The sequence below is a fragment of the Tessaracoccus sp. MC1756 genome (genome assembly GCF_014164735.1).
In the GTDB taxonomy this organism is placed as follows: domain Bacteria; phylum Actinomycetota; class Actinomycetes; order Propionibacteriales; family Propionibacteriaceae; genus Arachnia.
In genome coordinates, this window is record NZ_JACJFZ010000002.1 from 104,363 (window position 1) to 128,764 (window position 24,402).

Below are 24,402 nucleotides of genomic sequence, written 5' to 3' on the forward strand. Positions count from 1 at the left end.
ACCCTAGAGGTTCGACAAACTTTATACAAGCAGTCGGAGGCCACGGAGTACGTAACCCTCGATGAGGTCGTCCCAGGTCAGCGTCGGCTCCTGCGCAAGACGGGGGCGGCGGGCTAGGAGACGCGTGAGCAACTCGTCGGTCTCGAAGATCGCCAGGGGCTGGCCGGGGCACCGATGGGCCCCGTCCCCGAAGGTCATGACGGCCTCGTCGACCCCGGGCGGAAGCTCGCGGGCCGGGCGGAGGGCGAGCGGCCCCTCCCCTACGGCTTGGGCGTCGGCGTTGACCTGCCGGACGCACACGTCGACGAGGTCGCCTGGAGCGATGGTGGCGCGCTGCTCCCCGTCGGTGATCTCGATCTCCTCCTGCGCCCGCCGGTAGAGGTGCCCGACGACGGGCTCCAGCCGGATGATCTCGTTGAGGATGGCGTGGCGCTCCACGCCCCCCGCGACCAGGTAGCGCTCCAGCAGCGCCGGAGTGGTGAGGAGGTGCCAGGCGGCCATCGTGATGAACTCGCGGGTGGTCACCATGCCCGCCGTGCCGTAGGTGACGCACTCCACCAGGATGTCAGCGTTGGTGTAGCCCTCGTCGATGAGGTGGCTGATGACATCGCCCTGGCGTTCCCGTCGACGGCGTCGCACCGCCGGCCGCACATCTGCCCCGTAGAACCTGGCGACGGGCACGAGCCCGCGCCAGGCAGCCTGCATCCATTGGCGACGGGTGCGGCCCAGGTCCTTGCGCGTGATGTCGAGGGGCGGTTGGCGGAAGAACGAGACGAGCCGGGTGGCCATCTTCTCCACCGGCGACTCCGTCAGCCCGACGATCCGCGACGTCACCTCGACGCTGTAGAGGAGCGCCAGGTCGTCGAGGACGACCTCTCCGGAGAGGCCGTCGACGTGCCGCGCGGCCGCCAGGGAGATGTGGTCGCCGTGGCGCTCACGCACCACCTTGGGCGCGAAGAACCGGCCCACCTTCGAGCGCTGCTCGTCGTGCAGGGGGCCGTCCGACATCAGGATGGGGTGGTGCTTGAGCACGCCCTTGGGGATGTACTCGGCGGTGAAGCCCGCCTGGGTGGTGGCGTGGCGGGCGCGCAACACCTGGCGGGCAGCTTCGAGGGAGCGGATCCGCCAGAGGTCTCCCACGCGCTCCAACCTGGGTTCGGTTGGCTCGCCCGGCTTGTGGGCGCGGCGCTGGTCGTCGGTCATTGCACCTCCTGTGACCCTCAGCCTAGGCGGCCGACGGACCGCGGGCGCAGGTCAGAGGTAGAGGCCGGTGCCACCGTCGGCCACGGAGGTGGAGGCGACGGCGTGGATGTCGCGCTCCCGCAGCAGCACGTAGGTGCGCGCCTGGAGTTCGACCTCCGCCCGGTCTTCGGGGTCGAAGAGCACGCGGTCGTCGGTCTCGACCGAGCGCACATTGGGGCCGATGGCCACCACCTTGGCCCAGGTGAGTCGCCTACCCATCTGCACGGTGGCTGGAATGAGAATCCCCCCGCCGCTGCGTCGCTCACCGGACACCGCGTCGACATCGACGAGGACCCGGTCGTGCAGCATTCGAATGGCCAGGTTGGGTTCGCTCACTTCTCGATCGCCCGACGCGCCTGCGAAGCCAGGCTGCGTCTGTTCGCCACCGACGAGACGGCCATGAAGAACACCACCGCCCCCACGACTGCGCCGCCGATCATCAGCAGACGGTCTGTGCGCCAGGCGCCGCTCTCGTCCTTGAACGACGACGTGGCGGTCTCGAACTCGGTCTTGGCGAACTCCTTGACCTGAGACACCGATTCGCGGGCGATGTTCTTCGGCTTCATCGACTCGACGGCCTCGGAGGTGGCGTTGGCCAGCTTCGCGCGGTTGGCGGCGAGGTCGACGCGGATCTCATCGACTGAACGGGTGCTCATAGAGTGCTCCTCGGTAGGTTCTCTGCCCTCCAGCCTATTGACACTGGGGCTCTCACGCCAGAAGACGCGGAGAACGGGCGCGGCGCCGCCGCACTACACTGGCGGCCATGACCGCACGTTTGACCACCGGAACGCCCGCTCCTGACTTCACGCTGCCCGACGAGGCCGGCAACGACGTCTCGCTCAGCAGCTTCGCGGGACGCTCGGTCATTCTCTACTTCTACCCCGCCGCCATGACGCCGGGCTGCACCACGCAGGCCGTCGACTTCTCGGCCTCGCTGAATGCCTTCCAGGACGCCGGCTACACCGTGCTCGGCTGCTCACCGGACGACGTGGACCGGCTCGCGAAGTTCAAGGCGAACTCCGACATCGAGTTCACACTGCTGGCAGACCCGGAGAAGAAGGTGCACAACCTCTACGGCGCCTACGGGGTGCGCAAACTGTACGGCAAGGAGATCGAGGGTGTGCTCCGCTCCACCTTCGTGATCGACGTCGACGACGAGGGCCACGGCCTGGTCCGCGTCGCGCAGTACAACGTGAAGGCCACGGGACACGTGGCGAAGCTGCGCCGCGAACTGGGTGTCTGACCACTTCCTGACCATCGACGCCCGGCCGGGGCACGGCGTCGACGTCGAACTCGAGATCAAGCGCTCCCGCTTCCTCACCCGTCTCAGGCGGGTGACGACCGAGGACGAGGCACGCGCGGTCATCGACGAGCGCCGCTCGGTGCACTTCAGCGCCAGACATCACTGCTCGGCGTTCGTGCTGGGCCCCGACGCGCGAACGGCGCGAAGCTCTGACGACGGAGAGCCGGCAGGAACCGCGGGGATACCGATGCTGCAGGTGCTGCAGAAGAACTCGCTGACAGATGTCGTGGCCGTGGTCACCCGCTACTTCGGGGGCATCAAACTGGGCGCAGGGGGTCTCGTGCGGGCCTACTCCGACGCAGTCGCCCATGCCGTGGACGCCGCAGGGATCCGGACGGTCCAGCTGTGCCGTCTGCTGCAGATCGACGTCGACTTCGCGTCCGCCGGCGGCATGGAGGACCAGCTCCGCGGCCTGGTGCTGCCGTCGGGCGAGGCGGTCGTCGTTGACGGCGTGGAGTGGAGCGACAAGGCGCACATCCGCGTGGCGGTGAGCGCTGGGCACGAAGAGGAACTGGCGACGGCGCTGGCGACGATGTCGGCCGGCGCCCTCACGGCAACCGGCATCGGCGAGCGCTGGGTCGGCTGATCAGACTGCCGTTCCTCTAGCTGCATGGGCGGAAGATCGATCAGACGGCCAACCCCAGCCCGAGGAGGTACTGCCGTGCCCCCCCACCCGCGGACCAAGGTCACGATCCCGTTACAAACACGGCCTATGCCTGCGAGTGACCGGCTAGGCAACTAACTTGCCTCCATGACCGACACCACTTCGACACGTGACTCGGGGCTCGGCCAGCCTCTCGTCGTGCTCAAGGACGTCAACAAGCACTTCGGGGAACTGCACGTCCTGAAGGACATCAACCTCACCGTCAGGGAGGGCGAGGTCGTCGTGGTCATCGGCCCGTCCGGCTCCGGCAAGTCGACGCTCTGCCGGACCATCAATCGCCTGGAAACCTTCGAGTCCGGCTCCATCACCATCGAAGGCACGGAGTTACCTGAAGAGGGAAAAGCCCTGGCGCAGTTACGCGCAGACGTGGGCATGGTCTTCCAGAGCTTCAACCTCTTCCATCACAAGACGATCCTCGAGAACGTCACGATGGGCCCCATCAAGGCCCGGGGCGTCAAACCCGCCGTCGCGAAAGAGCGGGCGATGGAACTGCTCAAGCGGGTCGGCGTCCAGGAACAGGCCCACAAGTACCCGGCGCAACTCTCCGGCGGCCAGCAGCAGCGCGTCGCGATCGCCAGGTCGCTCGCCATGGAGCCGAAGGTGATGCTCTTCGATGAGCCCACGTCGGCGCTGGATCCGGAAATGATCAATGAGGTCCTCGACGTCATGACCACACTGGCCCAGTCAGGGATGACGATGATCGTCGTCACCCATGAGATGGGCTTCGCCCGCAAGGCCGCCGACAGGGTTGTGTTCATGTCGGACGGCGCAATCGTAGAGGAGAACACCCCGGAGGAATTCTTCACCAAACCCCAGTCAGCCCGAGCCAAGGATTTCCTCGGCAAGATCCTCACACACTGAGAACCCTTCCCTTCACCACAGACTTTCAAAGGAGAAAGATCCATGCGTAGGACCACTTACCGAATCGCCGCCATCGCGGCGGCGGCTGCACTCGCCCTCACCGCCTGCGGCGGCGACGGCAACGACACCGGGACCGACACCGAAACCGGTGGCGACGGCGCAAGCAGCGGCACCATCAAGATCGGCACCAAGTTCGACCAGCCGGGTCTCGGCCTCCAGGAGGGGGGCGAGATGTCCGGCTTCGATGTCGACGTGGCCAAGGCCGTCGCCGAGAAGCTCGGCTACTCCGAAGACCAGATCGAGTGGACCGAGTCGCCGTCGCCTCAGCGCGAGACCATGCTGGAGGCCGGCACCGTCGACTTCATCGTCGCCACCTACTCGATCACGGATTCCCGCAAGGAACGCGTCCAGTTCGCCGGCCCCTACCTGGTCGCGGGCCAGGACCTGCTGGTGAAGGCCGATGACGACACCATCAACGGGCCTGACGACCTCGAGGGCAAGATCCTCTGCTCGGTGTCGGGTTCGACGCCGGCTGAGCGCGTGGCCGAGGAATACCCGGGCGTGCAGCTGCAGGAGTACGACACCTACTCCTCCTGCGTGGACGCTCTGGCATCGGGCAGCGTCGACGCGCTGACCACCGACGATTCGATCCTCGCCGGCTACGCCGCCCAGGAGCAGTGGGCCGGGCAGTTCCGCGTGGTGGGCCAACCCTTCAGCGAGGAGCTGTACGGCATCGGGGTGGCCAAGGAGAGCGAGCTCTGCGAGCAGATCAATGAGGCGCTCGTCGAGCTGTTCGAGGAGGGCGCCATCGACGAGGCCATCGAGAAGAACCTGGGGCCGGCGAAGTACACGCCGAACCCCGACACCAACCCCGCTGAGCCGGGCGGCCACTGCGACTGACGCGTGACCGGGCGCGACGGGTGCCCCACGCACCCGTCGCGCTCTCCCATCCACATCTGACGAGGAGGTGCCGTGCTGGAACTCATCGAACGCTTCAACTTCCTGGGAGCGGTCTGGCTGACCCTGCAGCTCACCCTGTGGGGCGCGCTGCTGGCGTTCGTGCTCGGCACCATCGTCGCCATCATGCGGCTGACGCCCGTGCGGGCGTTGAACTTCGCCGGCTCGGTGTACGTCAACGTGTTCCGCAACACCCCGCTGACGCTGATCGTGATCGCGGCGAACCTCATCCTGTGGAACCAGTTGGGCCTGCAGCTCGCCTCCCGCGAGTCGGCCAGCTACATCATCGACACCAACATCCGGCTGGCCATCATCGCGCTGGCGGTGTACCACGCGGCGTTCGTGTGTGAGGCACTTCGCTCCGGCGTCAACACCATCCCCGTCGGGCAGGCAGAGGCGGCGCGTTCCATCGGCCTGACCTTCAGCCAGAACCTGCGCCACATCATCCTTCCCCAGGCGCTGCGCGGCGCCATCACCCCGCTGGGCAACGTCCTCATCGCGCTCACCAAGAACACGACGGTGGTGACGGCCATCGGTGTGGCCCAGGTGTCGCACTCCATGGCGCGCATGATCGAGTTCCGCTCCGACGTGATCATCCTCATCTTCGGCCTGGTGGCCCTCACCTTCGTGGTGCTCACGCTGCCGATGGGGCTGCTGACCGGCTGGCTGTCGAAGAAGCTGGCGGTTCGTCGGTGAACAGCGCAGCCGCCCTCTTCGACCCGCCCGGCCCCAGCACCCGCCGTCGGCACCTCATTTACGCCTCCATCGGAGTGCTCATCATCTTCGGCGCCGGCGCCTGGATAGTGCTGACCCTGTGGAACGCCGGCCAGATCACGCCAGACCGCTGGCTCCCCGTGTTCACCGTCGAGGCGTGGCAGCAGTACTTCCTGCCAGGCATCCAACAGACCGTGCTCGCCGCCGCCCTTAGCATGGTGTTGGCCTTCATCTTCGGGCTGATGTTCGCGATGGGTCGGATGTCGGACCTCAAGGTGCTGCGGTGGCTCTCGTCGGTCATCGTCGAGTTCTTCCGCGCCGTGCCCGTGCTGATCATGATGCTGTTCGTCTTCTACCTGTTGACCTACAACACGGACCTGGCGGGTCCATCGCTCAGCTTCACCGCGGTGGTGGTGGGCCTCACCTGCTACAACGGCGCGGTGATCGCCGAGGTGGTGCGCAACGGCGTCGGCTCCCTCCCCTCGGGCCAGCGTGAGGCGGGCCTGTCCATCGGCCTGACATCCAGCCAGACCCGCCGCATGATCCTGGTGCCGCAGGCCCTGACGGCGATGATGCCCACGCTGCTCAGCCAGCTCGTCGTCGTCCTCAAGGACACCGCGCTGGGCTACATCATCCTGTACCCCGAGCTGCTGAACCGGGTGCGCCAGATGGGCAACCGGTTCGGGAACCTGACGGTGACGTTCGTGGTGGGCGCGGTGCTGTTCATCCTGCTCAACCTGCTGGTGACCAGCCTCGCCCAGTTGGTGGAGAAGCGCCTGAAGCAGCGCGGCAAGACGGCCGGGGGCATCACCGCGGCGCAGCCGGCGGCCACGGAACTGAGTACGCAAGAAGGGACTTGAACCCTCACGCCCGAAGGCACAGGAACCTAAATCCTGCGTGTCTACCAATTCCACCACTTGCGCAAGCGAGCTAGATTCTAGCCGCTACGCGTAGGGATCGGCCACGGGCCGTCCCAGCGCGAAACGCGCGGCCACCTCATAGCCGAAGCCGTACCCGGTGCTCCGGGATTCGATGAGCACCAACTCGTCGGCCGTCCAAGACCAGCCGGGGAACGAGTCCAGCACGGTCAACCAGCGGGTGGCCTGTACCCCGCGACTGTTGCGGGCCAACGTCAGATGCCCGACGAATCTGCTGCCGTCGACGTCGATCCCCGCCCGGGAGGCGGCTGTGCGGCAGTGCGCGGAGAGCGACGCCAGCGGCTCGTGGCCCACGGGCACCCCGAGGCCGATGATGCGGGCCCTGACCGGGTTGGGGAACGCGATGCCCCCGGCGATGCGCACCTCGAACGGTTGTGTCCCCGCCGCGACCTCCGCCAGATGGTCCTCCAGGTATTCATCGCGCCCGACGCCCACGTGGCCCATGAACGACGTCGTCAGGTGCCACCCCTCGGGGCGGGTCCAGCGCAGGTCACGGTCAGCCTCGCGGCGCGGGGCGACGTAGCTGTCCAGCTCCTGGATCACCTCTGGCGGCGGCAGCACCGCCGTGAACATCCGCTTCGACATACCTCAACGCTACTTGGCCTCTCCTGAACCTGTCTGCGGTAGCGTCGAACGACGACGACGAGGAGGACTCCCGTGGGCCGAGTACGAGCGTTCCTGACCAGCATCCCGCAGCGCTTCTGGTTCGTGCCCGCCCTCTTCATCGCCGCCGCGATGGTGGTGGCCCAGACGCTCGTCGCCGCAGATCGTGCCTCGCTCGAACTCCCCGGCTTCATCCGGAGCTTCCTCTTCGACACCGGCGTCGACGGCGCCCGCGCCATCCTCGCGTCCGTCGCGGCGTTCCTGGGCGTGGCCGGCACCGCGTTCTCAATCACGATTTCGGTCATCAGCACCGCGTCCACCACCTACGGCCCGCGCCTCGTGCGCAATTTCATGCGCAACCGCGACAACCAGGTGGTGCTGGGGGTGCTGACGGCCACTTTCGTCTACACCCTGCTGGTGCTGCGCACCATCCGATCGGACAGCGACGCGGGCGCGGCGTTCGTGCCCCACCTCGCCGTCAACGCGGTGATTCTGCTGGGCATCATCGATGTCTTCCTGTTCGTCTGGTTCATCCACCACATCGCGAGTTCGGTGCAGGTGGAAACCATCTCCGAAGGCGCCCGCCTGGACTTTCAGAGGGCGGTGGGGCGCAACTGGCTCGACCCTGAAGCACCGGAGTACGACAGCTTCGACGCCCCCACCCACGGCGGGGCGGTCCTCGGCTCCCCCATCGGCGGCTACCTCACCCACGTCGACGGGCGCTCGCTCGCGGACGCCGCCACGGAAGCGGGGGTATCGGTCCGGCTGCTGAAGCGGACCGGCGACCAGGTGATCGAGGGCGAGCCCATCGCCCAGGTGTGGCCGGCAGAGCGTGCTGAGGGGATCGAGCCACACCTGAGGGACCACCTCCGCACCGGGCCCAGCCGTTCCACGGAGCAGGACGTGCGCTTCGCGGAGCAGCAGATCGTCGAGTTGGCCGTCCGCGGCCTGTCGCCGGGCAACAACGACCCCTACACCGCCGTCAACGCCATCCAGCAGGTGGCCTCAGGAGTGACGACCGTCGTCAGCCGCGCCGAGAGCGCCAACGTGCTGGTCGACGAGGAGGGCGTGCCCCGCGTCTACCTGCGCCCCGTGTCGATCGGGGAGATCGTCGACACGCCCTTCGACCACATCCGCCCCTACGCGCTCGGTGCCCGCATCGTGTTGGAGGCGCTGGTGGACCTGGCCGCACGGATCCGGGTGGCCGCCGTCGATCCCGAGGTCGCCCGCCTCGCTGACCTCCACGTCGACACCATCCTGAGCGAAGCGGAGCTGGGCGCGCGCGACACCGCCGCGCTGCGGAGCTACGTGGAGACCAGCCGGGCTCAGAGCACGCTCACGCCGCCGGCCAAGCCCTGAGGCGGGCCGCCCGAAGGAACCGTCGCCGCGTGGACCCCGGGCGTCGTAGCGTTGGAAGCCCCAACCGGAAGGAACGGTTCCATGCTTCGAATGAGCCCGTACATCGCGTTCAACGGCCAGGCCACCGCCGCCCTGGAGTTCTACCAATCGGTCTTCGGCGGCGAACTGACGACCACCCCGTTTGCGGACTACAGCTCCGCCCCTGAACTGGAGCACAAGATCATGCACGGCCAGCTCGACGCCGAGGGCTTCACCCTGATGGCCGCAGACACCCCGACGAACGACGCGCCCGAGGAGAAGGGCAACACCACCATCGTGATCTGGGGCGAGGACGCCGAGACCGGTCGCCGGTGGTTCGACGCGCTGGCCGAGGGCGGCACAGTGGTCACGCCCTTCGAGCAGCAGATGTGGGGCGACCACTACGGCGACCTCACGGACCAGTTCGGCGTCGAGTGGGGCATCAACATAGCCGCCGGCTAGGCAGCTGCCGTCCCCTCAATCAGCGTCCTCGTCCGGCAACGGGAAGGCGAGCGGCTCCGGGTCTGCCGGGTGCAGGGCCGGATCGTCGACGGGGAACGTGGCGATGCGGCCGCGCCCGCTGTGTCGCGACTCGAACCGCACCGTCACCCGCCCCAGGCCGGATCCCCAGACCCAGCCGCGGCCGTGCTCGTCGTGCTCGACGTCGGCGCCCGGGTAGAAGCCACCCTGCCCACGCACCCCGCTGAGGGGGATCGCCCCGGTGTCGTCACTGGCCACCGTCTGCTCGGTCACGTCGACGGCGCCGCCGGCGCCGGCCGCAGACCCGGGTCCGAGGTCGAAGAGCTTCTCCTGCGCGGCCGTCACGAAATTGGACACGCCGATGCCCAACAGCCGCACGCCCGCGCGGATGTCCACATCGCCGAGGAGGCTGATGCCTTCGGCGGCGATCTCGGCGCCGTCGGCGGTGGCGCCCCCGAGGCTGCGGGCGATGGTGCGCGTCGTGAAGTCGGCGAACCGCACCTTTAGGGTGACAGTGCGCGCGAAGAAGCCGGCCCGCGTGAGCCGTCGGGCCACGTCCGCCGAGTCGCGGCGCAGGATCTGTTCCAGTTGGCCGCGGTCGGTCAGGTCGACGGCGAACGTGTCCTCGGTGGAGATCGATTTCGGGTCGCGTTGCGGTTGCACACGCCTCGGGTCGCGGCCCCAGGCGAGTTCCGCGAGGCTCTCCCCCGCCGACTGGCCGAGTTCCCTGACCAGCTCCTTCCGGTCGGCCCCGCGCAGGTCTTCGATGATGTGCAGACCTATGCCGACGAGCCGCTGCTCCGTCGCTGGGCCAACGCCGGGGATGGCCCGCACCGCCAGTGGCGCCAGGAAATCCAGTTCCTCCTCGGGCCGCAGGATCCGGTGGCCGTTCGGCTTGGCGGCCTCGCTGGCCAGCTTGGCCAGGAACTTCGCGGAACCCACCCCCACCGAGGCGGTCAGCCCTTCCGTCCGCCGCTCCAGCTCGGCGCGCAACCATTCGACGCGCTCGCCCAGTTCGTCGTCGGGCCAGCCGCTGGGTTCGAGGTCGACGAAAGCCTCATCGAGGCTCAACGGCTCCACCAGGGGCGACACTTCACGCAGGAGCCCCATCACCACCCGCGACGACGCCCGGTAGGCCTGGAACCGGCCGCCGAGGAAGGCCGCGTGCGGAGCCCGCCGTCGCGCCTCGGTGCCGGACATCGCGGAGCGAACGCCGAACTTCCTCGCCTCGTAGCTCGCCGTCGCCACCACGCCTCGCGGCCCCGAGCCGCCCACGACGACGGGCTTGCCCCGCAGGGACGGCTTGTCGCGCTGCTCGACGGCCGCGAAGAACGCGTCGAGGTCAAGGTGGAGGATGCGGCGCATGGAGATCCTCGGGGGTCTCTGACCAGCCGGTGCCGGCTGGCTCAGGAACCGGCGGACGGGGTCGGGCGGTACTGGGCGAAGTCGTAGCCCTGGTGCACCTCGCGGCTCACCTCGGTCCATTCGTTGCGGGAGATCAGCGGGAACTTGGCGACGCCCTCCGGCTCCTGGTGCACGTGCGTGATGTCGAGCTCCGTCAGGTACGGCCACGCCCCCGCGTAGATCTCGCTGCCCCCGCCGACGTAACAGATGCGCTCCGGCGTCTCCGCGGCCAGGTCGAGCGCTTCGGTGATGGAGTGAGCCACCTCGACGCCGTCGTCGCGCCACTCGGGATCGCGCGTCACGACGATGATCCGGCGGTCCGGCAACGTCCGGCCGATCTGCTCGTGCGTCTTACGCCCGAAGATCAGCGTGTTGCCGCTGGTGACGGCCTTGAAGCGGCGGAAGTCCGGCGGGATGTGCCACAGCATGTCGTCACCGGAACCGATGACCCCGTTGTCTGCCACTGCCGCGATAGCGACGATTCTCACGGGTTCTCCTCCAGAGCGATCAGGTTTCCGTCAACGTCGTACTGCGCGGTGCCCAGCGGGTGCGCGTCCTCAATGGCGAGCACCGTCACCAGTGCCGTGGGACTCCCGCGATCCGTGAACACGAGCTCGACGCGGTCGGCATGGCCGTATCCGCCCAGGTCCATCGGCGCCTGCTCGATGCTCATCATCACCAGCGACTGCCAGGGCTCCAGCTCCACGGCGGGCGGCACCTCGCCCTCAGACCCCTCAGAGATGACCATGGGCCGGTCGATCCGCCGGCTGAAGGCCCGCAGTTCACCAGGCGACCTCGGTGACATCGCCGTCCCCGTCACCCCGCCGATCTCGACGGTGAACTCACTGATCAGCGTCAGGCCACGCTCCTGCAGCGTGAAGAAGGTCTCCTCGATTGCCCCGTAGTCCATCGCATAGGTCTCGACGTCCCCACCGCCCATGGAGGGCTGGGGCCAGACCTCCTCCATCATCGGTCCCCCCATCATGGGGTCACCCAACCGGGCGCCGAACACCAAGGCCGCGATGCCACCGACGCCGACCACTGCAGCCGCGGCGAGCCCGCCGATCAGCAGCCCCCGTCGCCCTAGGCCGGCCGGCCGGCCGGTGCGGGTGCCCTCCCGGTACCGCGGCTGCGGCAGCCCGTCGAAGGCGCGCAACGCGTCTCCGTGGCTGGTCGACTGAAGCACCACGTCGCGGCGGGCCTCGAAGTCGGCGTCGTCCAAGAGTCCGTCGGCGTAGTGCTGCGCCAACCGGTCGAGATAGGCGTCGCGCTCCGGGAAGTGGGGGCGCAGTTCACTCATGCGAGAAGGGTAGCTCAGCGGGGTCACACCGCGATGGGTGCCTTGATGGCGGGGTGCGGGTCGTAGCCCTCCACCACGATGTCGCCCAGTTCGAACGCGTCGATCTCGCGCACATCCGGGTTGAGGTGCAGGGTCGGCAGCGGCCGGAACTCCCGCGCCAACTGCTCGGCGACCTGGTTGAAGTGGTTGGAGTAGATGTGGGCGTCGCCGAAGGTGTGGACGAACTCGCCCACCCGCAGGCCGGTGACCTGGGCCACCAGGTGCGTGAGCAGCGCGTACGAGGCGATGTTGAACGGCACGCCGAGGAACACGTCGGCCGAGCGCTGGTACAGCTGGCAGCTGAGAGTGCCCGGGCCGCCGTCGGCCGACGGCGCGACGTAGAACTGGAACATCGTGTGGCACGGCGGCAGCGCCATGTCGTCGACGTCCGCCACGTTCCAGGCCGACACGATGTGGCGACGCGAATCCGGGTTGGCGCGCAGCGACTCGATGACCTTGGCGATCTGGTCGACACGCCGCCCGTCCGGGGTGGGCCAGGAGCGCCACTGGTAGCCGTAGACCGGGCCGAGGTTTCCGTCGGCGTCCGCCCACTCGTCCCAGATGCTGATGCCGTTGTCGTGCAGCCAGCCGATGTTGGTGTCGCCGCGCAGGAACCACAGCAGCTCGCCGAAGACGGAGCGGGTGTGCACCTTTTTGGTGGTCAGCAGGGGGAACCCGTCGCGCAGGTCGAAGCGAAGCTGGTGGCCGAACACCGACCGGGTGCCCGTGCCGGTGCGATCGGACTTGTCGACGCCGGTGTCCATGATGTGCCGCAGCAGCTGGTGGTACTGGCGCATGTCAGCCGAGTTCCTTGAGGTAGTCGACGAACGCACGCACGGCGATGCCGCGGTGCGAGATCGAGTCCTTCTCCTCCGCCGTCAGCTCACTCGACGTGACGGTCATCCCGGCGGGCACGAACAGCGGGTCGTAGCCGAAGCCGTTCTCCCCCGCGGGCCGGTCGTTGATCCGTCCGGGCATGCGGCCGTGCCACACGCGGCGCTCGCCGTCTGGCGCGACCATGGCCAGGGCGCAGACGAATCGGGCGGAGCGACGCTCGTCTGGCAGCCCGTCCAGCTGGGCCAGCAGGAGCGCGTTGTTGTCCTCGTCATCGCACGCAGGGCCGGCCCAGCGTGCGGAACGCACCCCGGGCATGCCGTTGAGTTCGTCGACTTCCAGGCCGGAGTCGTCCGCGACGGCGAGCAGCCCCGTCGCGCGCATGGCCGCCTCGGCCTTGAGGAAGGCGTTGCCCTCGAACGTGCGCTCGGCCTCCTCGGGTTCGGGGTAGCGCTCGAAGTCGCCCAGCCCGAACACCTCGATGTCGAGGCTGGCGCCCTCGAGGATGCGCCGCAGTTCCCTGAGCTTCTTCGGGTTGTTGGTGGCCAGCACCAGCTTGTCTGGGCGGGTCACGCCAGCGCCTCGCGCTGAATCCGGGTCAGTTCGGCGCAGCCGACGGTGCCGAGGTCGATCAGCTCCCCCAACTCCTCGCGGCTGAACGGCACGCCCTCGGCGGTGCCCTGCACTTCGATGAACTTACCGGAGCCCGTCATCACGATGTTCATGTCGGTCTCGGCGGCCACGTCCTCGTCGTAACAGAGGTCCAGCAGCGCGGTGCCCGCCTTGTCGAAGCCGACGGAGACCGCGGCGACGGAGTCGGTCAGGGGCTCCCCTGCGAGGGCGCCGAGGCCCCGCAGGTGGGCGACGGCATCCGCCAGGGCGACGTAGGCGCCGGTGATGGCAGCCGTGCGGGTGCCGCCGTCGGCTTGGAGCACGTCGCAGTCGAGGACGATGGTGTTCTCGCCCAGCGCCTTGTAGTCCACGACGGCGCGCAGCGAGCGGCCGATGAGGCGGGAGATCTCGTGGGTGCGGCCGCCCACCTTGCCGCGGATCGACTCGCGATCCGAGCGGGTGTGGGTGGCGCGGGGCAGCATGGCGTATTCGGCGGTCACCCAGCCGAGGCCCGAACCGGAGCGCCAGCGCGGCACCCCGACGGTGACGGATGCTGCCACCAGAACCCGGGTGCGGCCGAACTCGACGAGCACGGAACCTTCCGCGTGGTCCAGCCAGTTTCGGGTGATGCGCACCGGGCGCAGTTGATCAGTGGTGCGGCCGTCGATGCGGGTCACAGTCATGGGCTCCAACTTAGCTTCTCGGTTGTGCTTGGGCGTCCTTCGAGACCCCTCGCGAGACCACGCCGGCTCGACACCGGGTGGTCTCTAGGAGGCGCTCAGGACCAGGGATCTTTGTCAGCGGGGGCAGTCGCAGCGCTCGGGGACGGGAACGCCCTCGAGGGCCTCTTCGATGTGGGCTCCGCAGCCCTGCCAGGTGGGCTTTCCGCACCGGGCGCAGGTGACTTTCATGCACATGGCGTATCTCCTCAATCGTGGTCGATGACGACGGTGGTGGCGTCCGTGACGAAGCCACCCAATAATCTACGCCCGATTCCCTGGAAGTTATGGGCGTCTCCCGTGGTGAGGAAGATGCGCTCCGCCTCCCGTGGCTGGTGGTGCAGCAGGCCCGCCTGGGTGAGCTGCGAGTAGGTCGACTGGGCGCAGGCCTCCGCCGACGAGACCAGTGTGACGCCGGTGCCCAGCACGTAGCCGATGAGGCCCTGGAGCAGCGGGTAATGCGTGCAGCCGAGGATCAGCGTGTCGACCTGGGCCTTCTTGATGGAGGCCAGGTACTCCTCCGCGATGCCCAGCAACTCGTCGCCGCCGGTGATGCCTGCCTCCACGAATTCCACGAAACGCGGGCAGGGCTGCGGGGTCAGGGAGATGTGGGGCGCGATGGCGAAGGCATCTTCGTAGGAGCGTGAGTTCACGGTCGACTGCGTGGCGACCACGCCGACCCTGCCGTTGCGGGTGGCGGCGACCGCGCGGCTCGCGGCTGGCAGGACGACCTCGGTGATGGGCACGTCGTACCGTTCCCGGGCGTCGCGCAGCACGGCGGAGGATGCAGAGTTGCAGGCGATGACGAGCGCCTTGACGCCGCGCTCCACGAGGTGGTCCAGCCCCTGGAGGGCGAACCTGCGCACCTCCGCGATGGCCCGGGGGCCGTACGGCGCGCGCGCGGTGTCGCCGAGGTACACGAAGTCTTCGTTGGGCAACTGCTCGACCAGCGAGCGGAGGACGGTGAGACCACCGAATCCGGAGTCGAAGACGCCGATGGGTTGTTCGATGCTGGTCACGAGCGGTGATTCTAGCCCTCTGCCCCAATCCTCCAACTATGTGGGTGTGCAGGGCCCTTCCCTGGACCGAGGCTTGCACGCCCACATCGTTGGGGAACTCAGAGGGGTTCGAAGCGAGCCTGGAAGAAGCGCAGGTACCGGGGCTCGTGGACCATCCTGAGCCCACTCACGGATTCGCGGTGGTCGAAGCAGGCCTTCACCGATTCGGCCACCACATCCATGTGCGCCTGCGTGTAGACCCGCCGCGGGATGGTGAGGCGCGTCAGCTCCAGCTTCGGACGGTGGTTCTCACCGGTCACGGCGTCACGGCCGGCCGACACGATGCCCCGTTCCATGGCCCGGATCCCGGACTCGAGATACAGCTCCGCGGCCAGGGTCTGGCCGGGGAACTGGTCCTGCGCCAGGTGCGGATAGAAGTCTCGCGCGTCGAGGAAGATGGCGTGGCCGCCCACCGGTTTCACGAACGGGATGCCCCACTGCTCCAGGAGGGCGCCGAGGTACCGGACCTGGCCGATGCGGCTCTTCATGTAGTCGTCGTTGAGCGCCTCACGGATGCCGATCGCCATGGCCTCCATGTCGCGTCCAGCCATGCCGCCGTACGTGTGGAGGCCCTCGTAGACGACCACCAGGTTGCGCGCCTCCTCGAAGAGTTCGCGGTTGTTGGTGCTCAGCCAGCCGCCGATGTTGACCAGCGGGTCCTTCTTGCCGGACATCGTGGCGCCGTCGGTGTGCGAACAGAACTCCCGCAGGATCTCGGCGATCGGCTTGCCCGCGTAGCCCTCCTCGCGCTCCTGGATGAACAGGGCGTTCTCCATCGCGCGGGTGGCGTCCAGGTAGATCGGGATGCCGTGCTGCTGGGTGAGTTCGCGGACGGCACGCAGGTTCGCCATGGAGATGGGCTGCCCGCCAGCCATGTTCACCGTCGCCGCGACGCAGACGTACGGAATCTTGTCGGCGCCCACCTCGTCGATCAACGTGGAGAGCTTCTCCAGGTCGACGTTGCCCTTGAACGGGTGCAGCGAGTGCGAATCGTGCGCCTCGTCGATGATGATGTCGTGGAAGGTGGCACCGGCGCGCTCCTGGTGGAAGCGGGTGGTGGTGAAGTACATGTTGCCGGGCACGTGGTCCCCCGGCTTGATGAGGCTCTGGGACAGCAGGTTCTCCGCGCCGCGCCCCTGGTGGGTGGGCACCAGGTACTCCCAGCCGTAGCATTCCCGCACGGTCTGTTCGAGGTGGTAGAAGTTCTCGCTGCCTGCGTAGGCCTCGTCGCCCAGCATGATGCCGGCCCATTGGCGGTCGCTCATCGCGTTGGTGCCGGAGTCCGTCAGCAGGTCGATGTACACGTCCCGCGAGCGCAGCAGGAAGGTGTTGAACCCGGCCTCCACGAGCGCCTGCTTCCGCTCCTCGGCGGTGGTCATGCGCAGCGGCTCCACCATCTTGATCCGGTAGGGCTCAGCCCAGCTGCGTCGGTCCTGCTGCTGTCCCATGGTGTGCAGGGAGCTGGGTGGTTTCGCGTCTCCTGGCATCCACCGATCCTAGGCGTCCGGGCCTGTCAATGGTTCGTAATCGTCGGGGTCGTACACCGACCCGGTGCGCAGGCAGCGCTCCCGCGAGTCGATGAGGTCCTCCAGGATGTAACCCAGCCATTCGACGAGGTCCACCAGGCCGGGATTCGCGGAGGCGACCGCCGGCGTCGGCCGGGCCAGCCGCTCGGTGCCGGCCAGTTCCGCCCACCAGAACAGCCGCAGCGCGCCGAGGGTCCGGGCCCAGTCGTCGACCGCGCCGAGCGTCACCGGGATGTAGTCGTGGTAGGCGTCCAGATTGTCGACGACCACTTGGGCCGCCTCGATCCGCGCCCTCGTCTGGGCGTGGATGGAGTCGCGCCAGAACTCGTCCGTCTGCTTCGCGTCGCCCAGCGCGGCCGGGAACAGCCGGGCGAGGCGGGGGTTGGCGAGCATGCGGTTGGTGGGGTCGTCGGACATGTCGGCGACGATCTGCTCGAACGGGTCGTCGCTCTCGGCGGGGAGGAGCTCCTCCAGGTGCTGGGTGTAGAACCGCACCATGGAGGCCAGCCCCTTGTCGCGGCCGTCCGCGCCGTCGAATTCCCAGACGATGTCCTCAGGCTCCAGGGTCACGACTGCTCCATCGTGGCCCACAGGTTGTACCCCTGCATGGCCAGCACGTCGCGTTCCATGGCTTCTCGGTTGCCGCTGGAGACCACAGCTTTGCCTTCGTGGTGCACGCGCAGCATGAGCTCCTCCGCCTTCTCCAACGGGTACTTGAAGTACTCCTGGAACACGTAGGCGACGTAGCTCATCAGGTTGACCGGGTCATCCCACACGATGGTGACCCACGGCGCGGCGCTCAACGGCGACTCCGTGGGTTGCTCGACGACCTCAACCCCTCCTGCTGGTGCTTGGCTCATGCCCCCTACTCTGCCACTACGCTGAAGCGCATGACCACAGCCCTGCTGACCGATCATTACGAGCTGACGATGGTGCAGGCGGCGATGAACGCCGGCACCGCGCAGCGGCGGAGTCTGTTCGACCTGTTCACCCGTCGCCTCCCCGAAGGACGCCGCTACGGCGTCGTGGCCGGCCTGGGGCGCGCGATCGATGCCATCGAGAACTTCCGCTTCGGCGACGAGGAGCTCAGCTTCCTGTTGGGGAAGAACATCATCCACGACGAGTTGGCCGAGTACCTCGCCACCTACCGGTTCACCGGCGACATCTGGGGCTATCCCGAGGGCGAGGTGTATTTCCCGGGCTCCCCCGTCCTGTCGGTCGAGGGCACCTTCGCCGAGGCGGTGCTCCTGGAGACCGTCCTGCTCAGTATCTACAACCACGATTCCGCCATCGCCGCCGCCGCTTCACGGATGACCGCGATGGCCGGCAACCGGTCCTGCGCCGAAATGGGCGCCCGCCGAACGCAGGAATATTCCGCCGTCGCCGCCGCCCGGGCGGCATACGTGGCGGGCTTCGCGTCCACGTCGAACCTGGAGGCGGGCCGCACCCACGGCATCCCGACGATCGGCACCGCCGCCCACTCGTTCACGCTGCTGCACGACACTGAAGAGGACGCTTTCCGTGCCCAACTGGCCACGCTGGGCGACAACACCACGCTGCTCGTCGACACCTATGACGTCGAGGCCGCCATCCGGCTGGGCGTCGAGCTGACGGAGGGCCGGCTCGGGTCCATCCGCCTGGATTCCGGCGATCTCGCCATCATGGCCCGCCAGGCGAGAGACCTCCTCGACGACCTCGGCGCCACCGCTACGAAGATCATGGTCACCTCAGACCTCGACGAATGGCAGATCGCACAGTTGCAGGGCTCCCCCGTCGACGGTTACGGCGTCGGCACGTCGCTGGTGACCGGCTCCGGCCACCCCACGTGCGGCTTCGTCTACAAGCTGGTGGCCCGCGCTGAATCCGAGGCGCCCGACGCCCCGTGGGTGCCGGTCGGCAAGAAGTCCAAGGGCAAGAACACTCTGGGCGGCCGCAAGTTCGCCATGCGCCGGCTGGGCTCCGACGGGCGGGCCGAATCCGAGGTGATCGGGCTGGGCACCCCGCCGGTCAACGACGGCAACGACCGCGAACTCCTGGTGCCCATCTACCAGGACGGAAAGCTGGTGCACCACGCCACGCTCGACGACGCCCGTCGCCGCCACCGCGAATCACTGGCTGAGTTGCCGCTGTCCGCCCTGCGGATCTCGAAGGGAGACCCGGCGCTGGAGACCGTCATCCTGGACGCCGCCGGCGATGTGACGACCAACCCGTACCAGGCCGCACCGATCGTCACGAACCTCTGACGCGGTCAGCGGGCGGCACCCACCGCCTCGTTGGAACTTCCGACGGCGTCGGTGGCGTCACCTCCGGCGTTGAGCACCTCGCCAACGCCGCCGGGCATGGACAGGCCCGGCACCCCCGTCACGGCGCTGACTCCGCCGAGCGCGGCGTTGCCCGCCAGGGTGGTGGGGATCTTGATGGGGGCGGCCAGCGCGGTGAGCAGTGCCTTGTCCACCAGCCCGGCGCCCTTCTTGGCCTTCTGGATCGCCAGGAACAGCTCGCGGATGGCCTTGAGGACGTCGGCGACCTTCTTCATCACGGCCTGAATCTTCGTCAGGGCACGTGCCAGCGCCTGGAGCACCTTGGCGGCCCGCTCGACCCCCTTCAGCACAGTGGCCAACGCCTGCGCACCCTTGGCCAGGTTCGCGGCGACCCAGGCGACTGCGGACGCGCCGGCGGTGAAGACGGCCAACGCCCCCGCCACCGCCAGGGATGACACCAGGAACTCGATGACCCCGCGGATGATGTCCAGGATCAGGTTGGCGCAGCTGACGCTGGTCTCCGCGGCCGAGCGCAGGATCTCCTGCGTCTGCGAGATCGCCGGCGCCAGCGACTCGAGATTCTGCCGCACCTGCCGCATCTTCGCGTCGAACGCCATCCGTGCCTGGCCATCCCACATCCCGATGCCGGCCCGCGCCGATTCCACCTCCGCCCCAAGCTGCTGTACCCGTTGGGCGATGGCGTCGTAGGTGGGCGCGTAGCCGGCGACCCTGTTGGGATCGCCCGTGATCCAGCGCAGCGCCTCAGAGGTCTTCTGGTAGGGCCATTCGAGCACCTGCTGCACGGGCCAGGGGCACTGCTGGTACCAGGAGTCCAGGGAGTTGTTGTACTCGGTCACTGCCCGGCCTCCCCGAAGAAGTTGTTGATGGCCTCCGTGGCGGCGGTGTCGATCGCCTCGTACGACTCCGCGGACAACTGGAGCCCATCCGACGTGGAGCCCAGCACGTCAGCCAGTTCCTGCAGGACGGTGGTGCACTCGGCGGTGTGCTCCTGGAAGGACTCGAAGATGCGCGTCTGCAACCATGGGACGCGTCCGAAGTCTGCCTGGGTCAGCTGCACCGAGCCCAGCGTCGACACCTGGTCATTGGCTGTGGCGTGCATCTCGCCGAAACGCTCTCCGGCGGCGCGTAGGTCCGGGTAACTCACAGCGAAATCTGTCACCGGCCTAACGTACGTCACGCCGGGTCCACCCCTGGTCATGCTTCAATTCCCTCATGTCTGATTTCCCACGCGATGCTCTCGACAGCCCCCAGTTGAGGGAACTGATGGCACTCGCCGAGGCCACCTACACCGGCCACAGCCAGGACGGCTCGGCCACGGCCGTCGTCGACGGCGGCCTGTCGGTGCTGTCCACCGACGCCGGGCCCGTGGAGCGGCCTGCCCAGGCCGGGACGGCCCTCGTGCAGGCCATCAACGACGCACTGGCCAACGCCGAGCGCGACATCGAGAGCCGCGTCGAATCCGGCAGCCTGCTCTCCCCGCAACTCCGGGCGGTGTTCGAGACGGGGGTGCTGCCCGACGACGATGCGCCTCCGGTGGGAGACGTGCTGCGCACCTTCGAAGGAGCCTCTGACGACGGCGCGGTGGTCATCCAGGTCGACGCGAGGACGCGCCGTCTCACGGCCTGCTACGTACAGGACGTGCGGCCGGAGAACCTTGCCCAGGTGCCCGCGGCCGCGAATCGGGCGCTCGCCTCGTCGCAGGTGGGGCGCAACGACGCCCAGCCGCTCAGCGAAACCCTGGACAAGCTGCTAAGCCACTTCGACACGGACATGACTGCCCTGGAAGGACGCCTCACCGCCGTCGACGACCAGCTCAACGAGATCCTGCGCAGGCTCAACTAGCGCACCCCGTTACCGCGGGAGGCCGACAAGCTCACGCCACGCCGTGACGAGCCGCTGGGCGCGCCGCCAGAAGAACAGGCCTGCGACGAGCCGCACCATCGAGCCGTCCGACATCGTGAGCCGCAGCCGGCCGTGCTGCCCCAGCCGTGGGTCGTGCCGGATCTCCGCCACCGCATCGAGCGGCCAGGAGCCCTTGACGACGAGGGTGCCGTTCAGCGGCAGGTCGACGGCGAGCACCCGCGCGTCGGTCAACACCAGGTGGGCATGTCCGTCGAAGGCCCGCGCCACGTCGGCGGCCAGAGATGCCTGCGAGCCGTTCAGCGTCAGGCCGGAGATGGCGGATTCGGCGGCCCGGTTCCACTTGGGCACCGTCAATCCGTCGATGACGTCGAACGTGACGACATTGTCCTCGGGGCCGGTCTGTTCCCTGCCCGCCATGTAGGCGACGTACGGCGCAGCCACGATGCGTTCCCCCGGCTCGAGGACCTGGGCGAACTCGTCCGCGTAGATCTTCACGGGATCAAACATGGGGCACCTTCCGTTCAACGACTGGCCCGAGTATGCCGCACCGCAGGGCGCAGGATGCGTGCTAACCCAGGGGTCAGCCCCAGCGCGACTCGGGCTGGCTGTCGACCCCGTTCATCACCGCGGCCAGGCGCCGGGGCAGCTCGGCCTGGAAGATCTCCGCCAGATCCAGCCGCTTCCCGGCGGCGTCGCCCAGCGGTACCCGCCAGTTCGGGTACTCGTTGATGGTGCCCGGCTGGTTCTGGGCCCGGCGCTCCCCCACCGCGTCGGCGAGGGCCGCGAGCAGCACCTTCGACGGCGTTCGCAGCAGGAATTTGTGCAGCGCGAGCATGACCTCGACGGGGTCGTCGCGGTGCGCGGGATCCAGCAGGCCGTCGACGATGAGCTTGGTCACCCAGTCAGCCTGCTCCTGCTGCGCCGCGGCGAGTTCGGTCTCGAGCGGCTCCGTGAGCAGCCCCAGGTCATGGCGGAGCCGGACGTGGTCGCCGGCGAGGTAGCCCAGCGTCGGCGGAAGGTCGTGGGTGGTGACCGAGGCCATGCAGTACTCGCGCCACCACTGGGCGTCGAGCGGTTCCCCCTGCAGCGCGGATTCGAACCACAACACCGAGGTGCCGAGGAGCCCACGGCGTGAGAGGTAGTCGCGCACCCAGGGCTCCACCGTGCCGAGGTCTTCCCCGACGACGAGTGCCTGGGCACGCTGCGCCTCCAACGCCAGGATGCCGATCATGGCCTCGTGGTTGTTGCGCACGTAGGTGCCCGCGGTGGGGCCCAGCCCCTGCGGCACCCACCACAGGCGGAACATGCCGATGATGTGGTCGACCCGCAGGCCACCGACGCGGCGCAACGCCGCCGCGACCATGGCACGGAACGGTTCGTAGGCCAACTCCTCGAGCCGGTCGGGGCGCCAGGGCGGCTGGCCCCAGTCCTGGCCCGACTGGTTGTACTGGTCCGGCGGTGCCCCGACGCTCATGCCCTGGGCGAACACATCAGGCATCATCCACGTCTCCGCGCCGTAGCGGTGCACGCCGACGGCGAGGTCTGTGACGATGCCCACCGGCATGCCCACCTCGTCGGCGACGGTCTGGGCGGCGGACACCTGCGTCTGCGCCACCCACTGCAACCACTCGAAGAAGTCCACCTCCTCGGCGTTCGCCTCCGCGAAGGCAGCCACCGCGGGCGACGACGGCGAGCGGTAGGCCTCCGGCCACTCCGCCCAGAACTGCCCGAACTCGATGCTCAGGGCGCTCCAGAGCGCGAAGAACCGCAGGCCGATGCCTTCGCGGCCCCGGAAATCCTGGAAGGCGATGTGCCTGGCCGGGCGCATGCCGGCCCCGTGGATGATCCGCAGGGCTTCGAGCTTCAACGGCCAGATGGCGTTGCGGTCCACGATGCCGGAGGTGTCGGCGGCCTCCTGCGCCTGCTCCAGCAGCAGCCTGATCCGGTTGCGCTCGTCCTTGCCGAGGGTGGCGTACTCGGGGATCGACTCAGGGTGGATGTAGATGGGGTTGATGAACCGGCGGCTGGCCGGCAGGTACGGCGAGGGCTCGATCGGGGGTGCTGGCTCAGCGGCGTGGAGCGGGTTGATCAGCACGTAGCCGGCGAACTGACGCGTGCCGGACCAGGTGATGAGGTCTGCCAGGTCACCCAGGTCTCCGATGCCCCAGGAACGCGAGGAGGTGACCGAGTACAGCTGGGTGCCGTAGCCCCAGATCCGGTTGCCGCGCATGCGCGTGGGGAAGCCGACGAAGCCCGGCGTGATGATCAGCGACGACCGGTGCGTGCCGGCGACACTGTGCGCCACGATCTCGTGATAGCCGATGGGCAGGTCGTCCCCCAGCCAGAAGGTCGCTTCCCCGATGGGTGCGCCGTCGACCCACCGGTCCGGTATGGCGTTCTCCGACTGCCACGTGGAGCGGGTCTCGCCGGATTCCAGCCGCACTGAGACCTCGACGGAGGTCCCGGCAGGGACGTGCACGTCCACGTGGATGCCCTGCCCCCCTTCCGCCACGGTGCACGCGGGGAGAGTGCGGCGCCAGCGGTCGTCCTCCAGCCGGGTGAGCGCGTCGTCGGCCGCCTGCGGGGTGGAGGCGTCGATCTCGAAGGCGCGGAGGACCTCGATGATGGTCTCGGCAGGAATGGCCTGGTGGCGGCCCTTCCAATCCCAGAATTCCTGGGCGATGCCGAACTTCTCCGCCAGCTGGGCAAGCCCTGGGTACACGTCGCTCACCGCAACGACCCTAACGGATCTTCAGGACGACGGTGCGCGCGATGAGGTCTGCGAGTGTCTGCTTGCGCGGGGTGAAGGCCGCGAAGAGCCCGTTGATGAGCCCGATGAAGGACAGCGCGTAGAGCACGGGCGACACGATGGAGCGCAGGACGATCGTGCCCCAGCCCATCTTGGCGTCCGGGTTGGCGGCGGGCACCGTGCGGGCACCGATGGCCATCTGCCCGAGCGTGGCGCTCTTCCAGGCGTACATGGCGATGCGGTACACGACCCACACCGCCACCTGCACGAGGGACACCTGCAGGAGGAGGGAATTCCATTCGGCGCCGGCGAGTTCCGGCATGGGGCCGCTCTGGCTCTCCGACCAGATGATGAACTCCCTGGTCCAGCGCTCGGTCAGGGCGGACAGGCTGTTGGTGATCCCCAACGCTGAAGCGACGATGAAGGTGGGGATCATCATGACGAGTCCGTCGAGGAAGTAGCCCAGCACGCGCCACCAGAAACCGGCCGGACGTGGGAGCTGCTGCGCACCGTAGCCGGCGCCGTAGCCCTGCACGCCACCGTAGGGCTGCTGCCCGTACTGCGGCTGGTAGGGCTGCTGTCCGTACTGGGGCTGCTGCCCGTAGGGCTGTTGGCTGTACTGCTGCTGGGGCTGCTCCCGCTGCTGTGGGGGGCCGGCGTAGGACTGCGTCGCGCCGTAGCCGGACGCCCCGGTCGACCCACCGGGGGTCGCGCCGGGCGCTGCCTCGGGAGCCACCTTGTCCCGGGTGGACTGCGACCATGCAACGCCGTCCCAGAACCTCTCCCCCCCGGATCCGGCGGGATCCGGGTACCAACCGGCGGGGGGCTGCTGCGGGGTATTCGTCATGGTTCCAAGGATGCCAGAGATCAGCGGACT

At 68.3% G+C, this 24,402-nt stretch carries 29 protein-coding genes and 1 tRNA gene; 10 read left to right on the forward strand and 20 right to left on the reverse strand.

All coding sequences use genetic code 11. The annotated features are described in order from the left end of the window. Positions 1 to 21: 21 nt before the first annotated feature. From H5393_RS05760 to H5393_RS05770, 3 genes are read right to left on the reverse strand one after another with little or no spacing between them, the layout of a single operon-like run. A complete protein-coding gene (locus H5393_RS05760; RefSeq protein WP_076060411.1) occupies positions 22 to 1,203 on the reverse strand; it encodes a cytochrome P450 in 1,182 nt (393 codons plus the stop codon). A gap of 51 nt (positions 1,204 to 1,254) precedes the next feature. Then, a complete protein-coding gene (locus tag H5393_RS05765; protein ID WP_076060408.1) occupies positions 1,255 to 1,551 on the reverse strand; it encodes a co-chaperone GroES in 297 nt (98 codons plus the stop codon). 23 nt (positions 1,552 to 1,574) lie between these two features. Further along, positions 1,575 to 1,898 (reverse strand): DUF3618 domain-containing protein, encoded by a 324-nt coding sequence (locus H5393_RS05770; protein WP_076060406.1) that lies wholly within the window; start codon positions 1,896 to 1,898, stop codon positions 1,575 to 1,577. Between the two features lie 107 nt (positions 1,899 to 2,005). Here H5393_RS05770 and H5393_RS05775 point away from each other — a divergent pair, with 107 nt between their 5' ends. The 6 genes from H5393_RS05775 (at position 2,006) to H5393_RS05800 (ending at position 6,601) form a co-directional block, all read left to right on the forward strand. Further along, positions 2,006 to 2,485, forward strand: coding sequence for a peroxiredoxin (locus H5393_RS05775; RefSeq protein ID WP_076060404.1), 480 nt, complete (start codon positions 2,006 to 2,008; stop codon positions 2,483 to 2,485). Then, positions 2,478 to 3,131: a YigZ family protein gene (locus H5393_RS05780; protein WP_076060402.1), complete on the forward strand. Its 654-nt coding sequence runs from the start codon at positions 2,478 to 2,480 to the stop codon at positions 3,129 to 3,131. The genes H5393_RS05775 and H5393_RS05780 overlap by 8 nt, the downstream gene beginning before the upstream one ends. Positions 3,132 to 3,296: 165 nt before the next feature. After that, on the forward strand, positions 3,297 to 4,070 hold the full coding sequence (locus H5393_RS05785) for an amino acid ABC transporter ATP-binding protein (RefSeq protein WP_076060399.1): 774 nt from the start codon (positions 3,297 to 3,299) through the stop codon (positions 4,068 to 4,070). 42 nt (positions 4,071 to 4,112) lie between these two features. Continuing rightward, entirely contained in the window at positions 4,113 to 4,970 is an 858-nt protein-coding gene (locus tag H5393_RS05790; RefSeq protein WP_182764452.1) for a glutamate ABC transporter substrate-binding protein, read from the forward strand. Positions 4,971 to 5,042: 72 nt separating this feature from the next. Continuing rightward, positions 5,043 to 5,723, forward strand: a complete 681-nt coding sequence (locus H5393_RS05795) for an amino acid ABC transporter permease (protein WP_182765876.1) — start codon at positions 5,043 to 5,045, stop codon at positions 5,721 to 5,723. Beyond that, on the forward strand, positions 5,720 to 6,601 hold the full coding sequence (locus H5393_RS05800) for an amino acid ABC transporter permease (RefSeq protein WP_076060394.1): 882 nt from the start codon (positions 5,720 to 5,722) through the stop codon (positions 6,599 to 6,601). The genes H5393_RS05795 and H5393_RS05800 overlap by 4 nt, the downstream gene beginning before the upstream one ends. Here the strand turns inward: H5393_RS05800 and H5393_RS05805 are convergent. Together H5393_RS05805 and thpR are read right to left on the reverse strand one after the other, a co-directional pair. Further along, a tRNA-Leu gene (locus tag H5393_RS05805) sits at positions 6,583 to 6,664 on the reverse strand. The genes H5393_RS05800 and H5393_RS05805 overlap by 19 nt on opposite strands. A 21-nt stretch (positions 6,665 to 6,685) precedes the next feature. Next, positions 6,686 to 7,264 carry an RNA 2',3'-cyclic phosphodiesterase gene (thpR, locus tag H5393_RS05810; RefSeq protein WP_182765877.1) on the reverse strand — a complete coding sequence of 193 codons (579 nt, stop codon included), beginning with the start codon at positions 7,262 to 7,264 and terminating at the stop codon, positions 6,686 to 6,688. Between the two features lie 72 nt (positions 7,265 to 7,336). On the opposite strand from thpR, the gene H5393_RS05815 reads away from it, so the two are divergent. Both H5393_RS05815 and H5393_RS05820 read left to right on the forward strand, forming a co-directional pair. Then, positions 7,337 to 8,641 carry a DUF2254 domain-containing protein gene (locus tag H5393_RS05815; protein WP_182765878.1) on the forward strand — a complete coding sequence of 435 codons (1,305 nt, stop codon included), beginning with the start codon at positions 7,337 to 7,339 and terminating at the stop codon, positions 8,639 to 8,641. Positions 8,642 to 8,731: 90 nt separating this feature from the next. Beyond that, positions 8,732 to 9,121 (forward strand): VOC family protein, encoded by a 390-nt coding sequence (locus tag H5393_RS05820; RefSeq protein ID WP_182764456.1) that lies wholly within the window; start codon positions 8,732 to 8,734, stop codon positions 9,119 to 9,121. Between the two features lie 15 nt (positions 9,122 to 9,136). Here the strand turns inward: H5393_RS05820 and H5393_RS05825 are convergent, their stop codons facing one another. The 10 genes from H5393_RS05825 to clpS all read right to left on the reverse strand — a co-directional run bounded on the left by H5393_RS05825 (position 9,137) and on the right by clpS (position 17,491). Continuing rightward, positions 9,137 to 10,504 (reverse strand): DNA polymerase IV, encoded by a 1,368-nt coding sequence (locus tag H5393_RS05825; RefSeq protein WP_076060383.1) that lies wholly within the window; start codon positions 10,502 to 10,504, stop codon positions 9,137 to 9,139. Between the two features lie 41 nt (positions 10,505 to 10,545). Continuing rightward, the gene (locus H5393_RS05830; protein WP_076060381.1) at positions 10,546 to 11,031 is read right to left on the reverse strand and encodes a dihydrofolate reductase; all 486 of its coding nucleotides are present in this window, start codon (positions 11,029 to 11,031) and stop codon (positions 10,546 to 10,548) included. Beyond that, positions 11,028 to 11,843, reverse strand: a complete 816-nt coding sequence (locus H5393_RS05835) for a DUF1707 domain-containing protein (protein ID WP_182765879.1) — start codon at positions 11,841 to 11,843, stop codon at positions 11,028 to 11,030. The genes H5393_RS05830 and H5393_RS05835 overlap by 4 nt, the downstream gene beginning before the upstream one ends. Before the next feature lie 23 nt (positions 11,844 to 11,866). Then, on the reverse strand, positions 11,867 to 12,679 hold the full coding sequence (locus H5393_RS05840) for a thymidylate synthase (RefSeq protein ID WP_182765880.1): 813 nt from the start codon (positions 12,677 to 12,679) through the stop codon (positions 11,867 to 11,869). Position 12,680: 1 nt separating this feature from the next. Beyond that, on the reverse strand, positions 12,681 to 13,289 hold the full coding sequence (rdgB, locus tag H5393_RS05845; RefSeq protein ID WP_076060374.1) for an RdgB/HAM1 family non-canonical purine NTP pyrophosphatase: 609 nt from the start codon (positions 13,287 to 13,289) through the stop codon (positions 12,681 to 12,683). Beyond that, a complete protein-coding gene (gene rph, locus H5393_RS05850) occupies positions 13,286 to 14,011 on the reverse strand; it encodes a ribonuclease PH (RefSeq protein WP_076060371.1) in 726 nt (241 codons plus the stop codon). Before rph ends, rdgB begins: the two co-directional genes overlap by 4 nt. A gap of 245 nt (positions 14,012 to 14,256) precedes the next feature. After that, complete coding sequence (gene murI / locus H5393_RS05855; RefSeq protein WP_182765881.1) at positions 14,257 to 15,066, reverse strand: glutamate racemase; 810 nt, start codon at positions 15,064 to 15,066, stop codon at positions 14,257 to 14,259. Between the two features lie 98 nt (positions 15,067 to 15,164). Further along, on the reverse strand, positions 15,165 to 16,592 hold the full coding sequence (locus tag H5393_RS05860) for a tyrosine phenol-lyase (protein WP_182765882.1): 1,428 nt from the start codon (positions 16,590 to 16,592) through the stop codon (positions 15,165 to 15,167). Positions 16,593 to 16,601: 9 nt separating this feature from the next. After that, the gene (locus H5393_RS05865; protein ID WP_076060363.1) at positions 16,602 to 17,201 is read right to left on the reverse strand and encodes a DUF2017 family protein; all 600 of its coding nucleotides are present in this window, start codon (positions 17,199 to 17,201) and stop codon (positions 16,602 to 16,604) included. Further along, a complete protein-coding gene (clpS, locus tag H5393_RS05870; protein WP_182765883.1) occupies positions 17,198 to 17,491 on the reverse strand; it encodes an ATP-dependent Clp protease adapter ClpS in 294 nt (97 codons plus the stop codon). Before clpS ends, H5393_RS05865 begins: the two co-directional genes overlap by 4 nt. On the opposite strand from clpS, the gene H5393_RS05875 reads away from it, so the two are divergent. Next, complete coding sequence (locus H5393_RS05875) at positions 17,483 to 18,874, forward strand: nicotinate phosphoribosyltransferase (RefSeq protein WP_370585867.1); 1,392 nt, start codon at positions 17,483 to 17,485, stop codon at positions 18,872 to 18,874. The genes clpS and H5393_RS05875 overlap by 9 nt on opposite strands. Before the next feature lie 5 nt (positions 18,875 to 18,879). Here H5393_RS05875 and H5393_RS05880 read toward each other — a convergent pair whose 3' ends face one another. Continuing rightward, a complete protein-coding gene (locus H5393_RS05880; RefSeq protein WP_182764466.1) occupies positions 18,880 to 19,749 on the reverse strand; it encodes a WXG100 family type VII secretion target in 870 nt (289 codons plus the stop codon). Next, positions 19,746 to 20,072 carry a hypothetical protein gene (locus H5393_RS05885; RefSeq protein WP_182765884.1) on the reverse strand — a complete coding sequence of 109 codons (327 nt, stop codon included), beginning with the start codon at positions 20,070 to 20,072 and terminating at the stop codon, positions 19,746 to 19,748. Before H5393_RS05885 ends, H5393_RS05880 begins: the two co-directional genes overlap by 4 nt. 53 nt (positions 20,073 to 20,125) lie before the next feature. On the opposite strand from H5393_RS05885, the gene H5393_RS05890 reads away from it, so the two are divergent. Further along, positions 20,126 to 20,755: a YbaB/EbfC family nucleoid-associated protein gene (locus H5393_RS05890; RefSeq protein WP_182765885.1), complete on the forward strand. Its 630-nt coding sequence runs from the start codon at positions 20,126 to 20,128 to the stop codon at positions 20,753 to 20,755. 9 nt (positions 20,756 to 20,764) lie between these two features. Here H5393_RS05890 and H5393_RS05895 read toward each other — a convergent pair whose 3' ends face one another. From H5393_RS05895 to H5393_RS05905, 3 genes are all read right to left on the reverse strand, one after another. After that, positions 20,765 to 21,283, reverse strand: a complete 519-nt coding sequence (locus tag H5393_RS05895) for a hypothetical protein (protein WP_182765886.1) — start codon at positions 21,281 to 21,283, stop codon at positions 20,765 to 20,767. 73 nt (positions 21,284 to 21,356) lie between these two features. Then, positions 21,357 to 23,507, reverse strand: coding sequence for a 4-alpha-glucanotransferase (gene malQ, locus H5393_RS05900; RefSeq protein WP_182765887.1), 2,151 nt, complete (start codon positions 23,505 to 23,507; stop codon positions 21,357 to 21,359). A 10-nt stretch (positions 23,508 to 23,517) separates the two neighbouring features. Continuing rightward, positions 23,518 to 24,372 (reverse strand): RDD family protein, encoded by an 855-nt coding sequence (locus H5393_RS05905; RefSeq protein ID WP_182765888.1) that lies wholly within the window; start codon positions 24,370 to 24,372, stop codon positions 23,518 to 23,520. Positions 24,373 to 24,402: the final 30 nt, after the last annotated feature.

Coding starts and splice junctions, on each gene's coding strand:
- H5393_RS05835 (WP_182765879.1), bottom strand. CDS start 11,843: ATGAGTGAACTGCGCCCCCACTTCCCGGAGCGCGACGCCTATCTCGAC.
- H5393_RS05905 (WP_182765888.1), bottom strand. CDS start 24,372: ATGACGAATACCCCGCAGCAGCCCCCCGCCGGTTGGTACCCGGATCCC.
- H5393_RS05860 (WP_182765882.1), bottom strand. CDS start 16,592: ATGCCAGGAGACGCGAAACCACCCAGCTCCCTGCACACCATGGGACAG.
- H5393_RS05840 (WP_182765880.1), bottom strand. CDS start 12,679: ATGCGCCAGTACCACCAGCTGCTGCGGCACATCATGGACACCGGCGTC.
- H5393_RS05770 (WP_076060406.1), bottom strand. CDS start 1,898: ATGAGCACCCGTTCAGTCGATGAGATCCGCGTCGACCTCGCCGCCAAC.
- H5393_RS05895 (WP_182765886.1), bottom strand. CDS start 21,283: ATGTTTGATCCCGTGAAGATCTACGCGGACGAGTTCGCCCAGGTCCTC.
- H5393_RS05890 (WP_182765885.1), top strand. CDS start 20,126: ATGTCTGATTTCCCACGCGATGCTCTCGACAGCCCCCAGTTGAGGGAA.
- H5393_RS05775 (WP_076060404.1), top strand. CDS start 2,006: ATGACCGCACGTTTGACCACCGGAACGCCCGCTCCTGACTTCACGCTG.
- H5393_RS05820 (WP_182764456.1), top strand. CDS start 8,732: ATGAGCCCGTACATCGCGTTCAACGGCCAGGCCACCGCCGCCCTGGAG.
- H5393_RS05765 (WP_076060408.1), bottom strand. CDS start 1,551: ATGCTGCACGACCGGGTCCTCGTCGATGTCGACGCGGTGTCCGGTGAG.
- H5393_RS05825 (WP_076060383.1), bottom strand. CDS start 10,504: ATGCGCCGCATCCTCCACCTTGACCTCGACGCGTTCTTCGCGGCCGTC.
- thpR (WP_182765877.1), bottom strand. CDS start 7,264: ATGTCGAAGCGGATGTTCACGGCGGTGCTGCCGCCGCCAGAGGTGATC.
- rph (WP_076060371.1), bottom strand. CDS start 14,011: ATGACTGTGACCCGCATCGACGGCCGCACCACTGATCAACTGCGCCCG.
- H5393_RS05790 (WP_182764452.1), top strand. CDS start 4,113: ATGCGTAGGACCACTTACCGAATCGCCGCCATCGCGGCGGCGGCTGCA.
- clpS (WP_182765883.1), bottom strand. CDS start 17,491: ATGAGCCAAGCACCAGCAGGAGGGGTTGAGGTCGTCGAGCAACCCACG.
- H5393_RS05760 (WP_076060411.1), bottom strand. CDS start 1,203: ATGACCGACGACCAGCGCCGCGCCCACAAGCCGGGCGAGCCAACCGAA.
- H5393_RS05785 (WP_076060399.1), top strand. CDS start 3,297: ATGACCGACACCACTTCGACACGTGACTCGGGGCTCGGCCAGCCTCTC.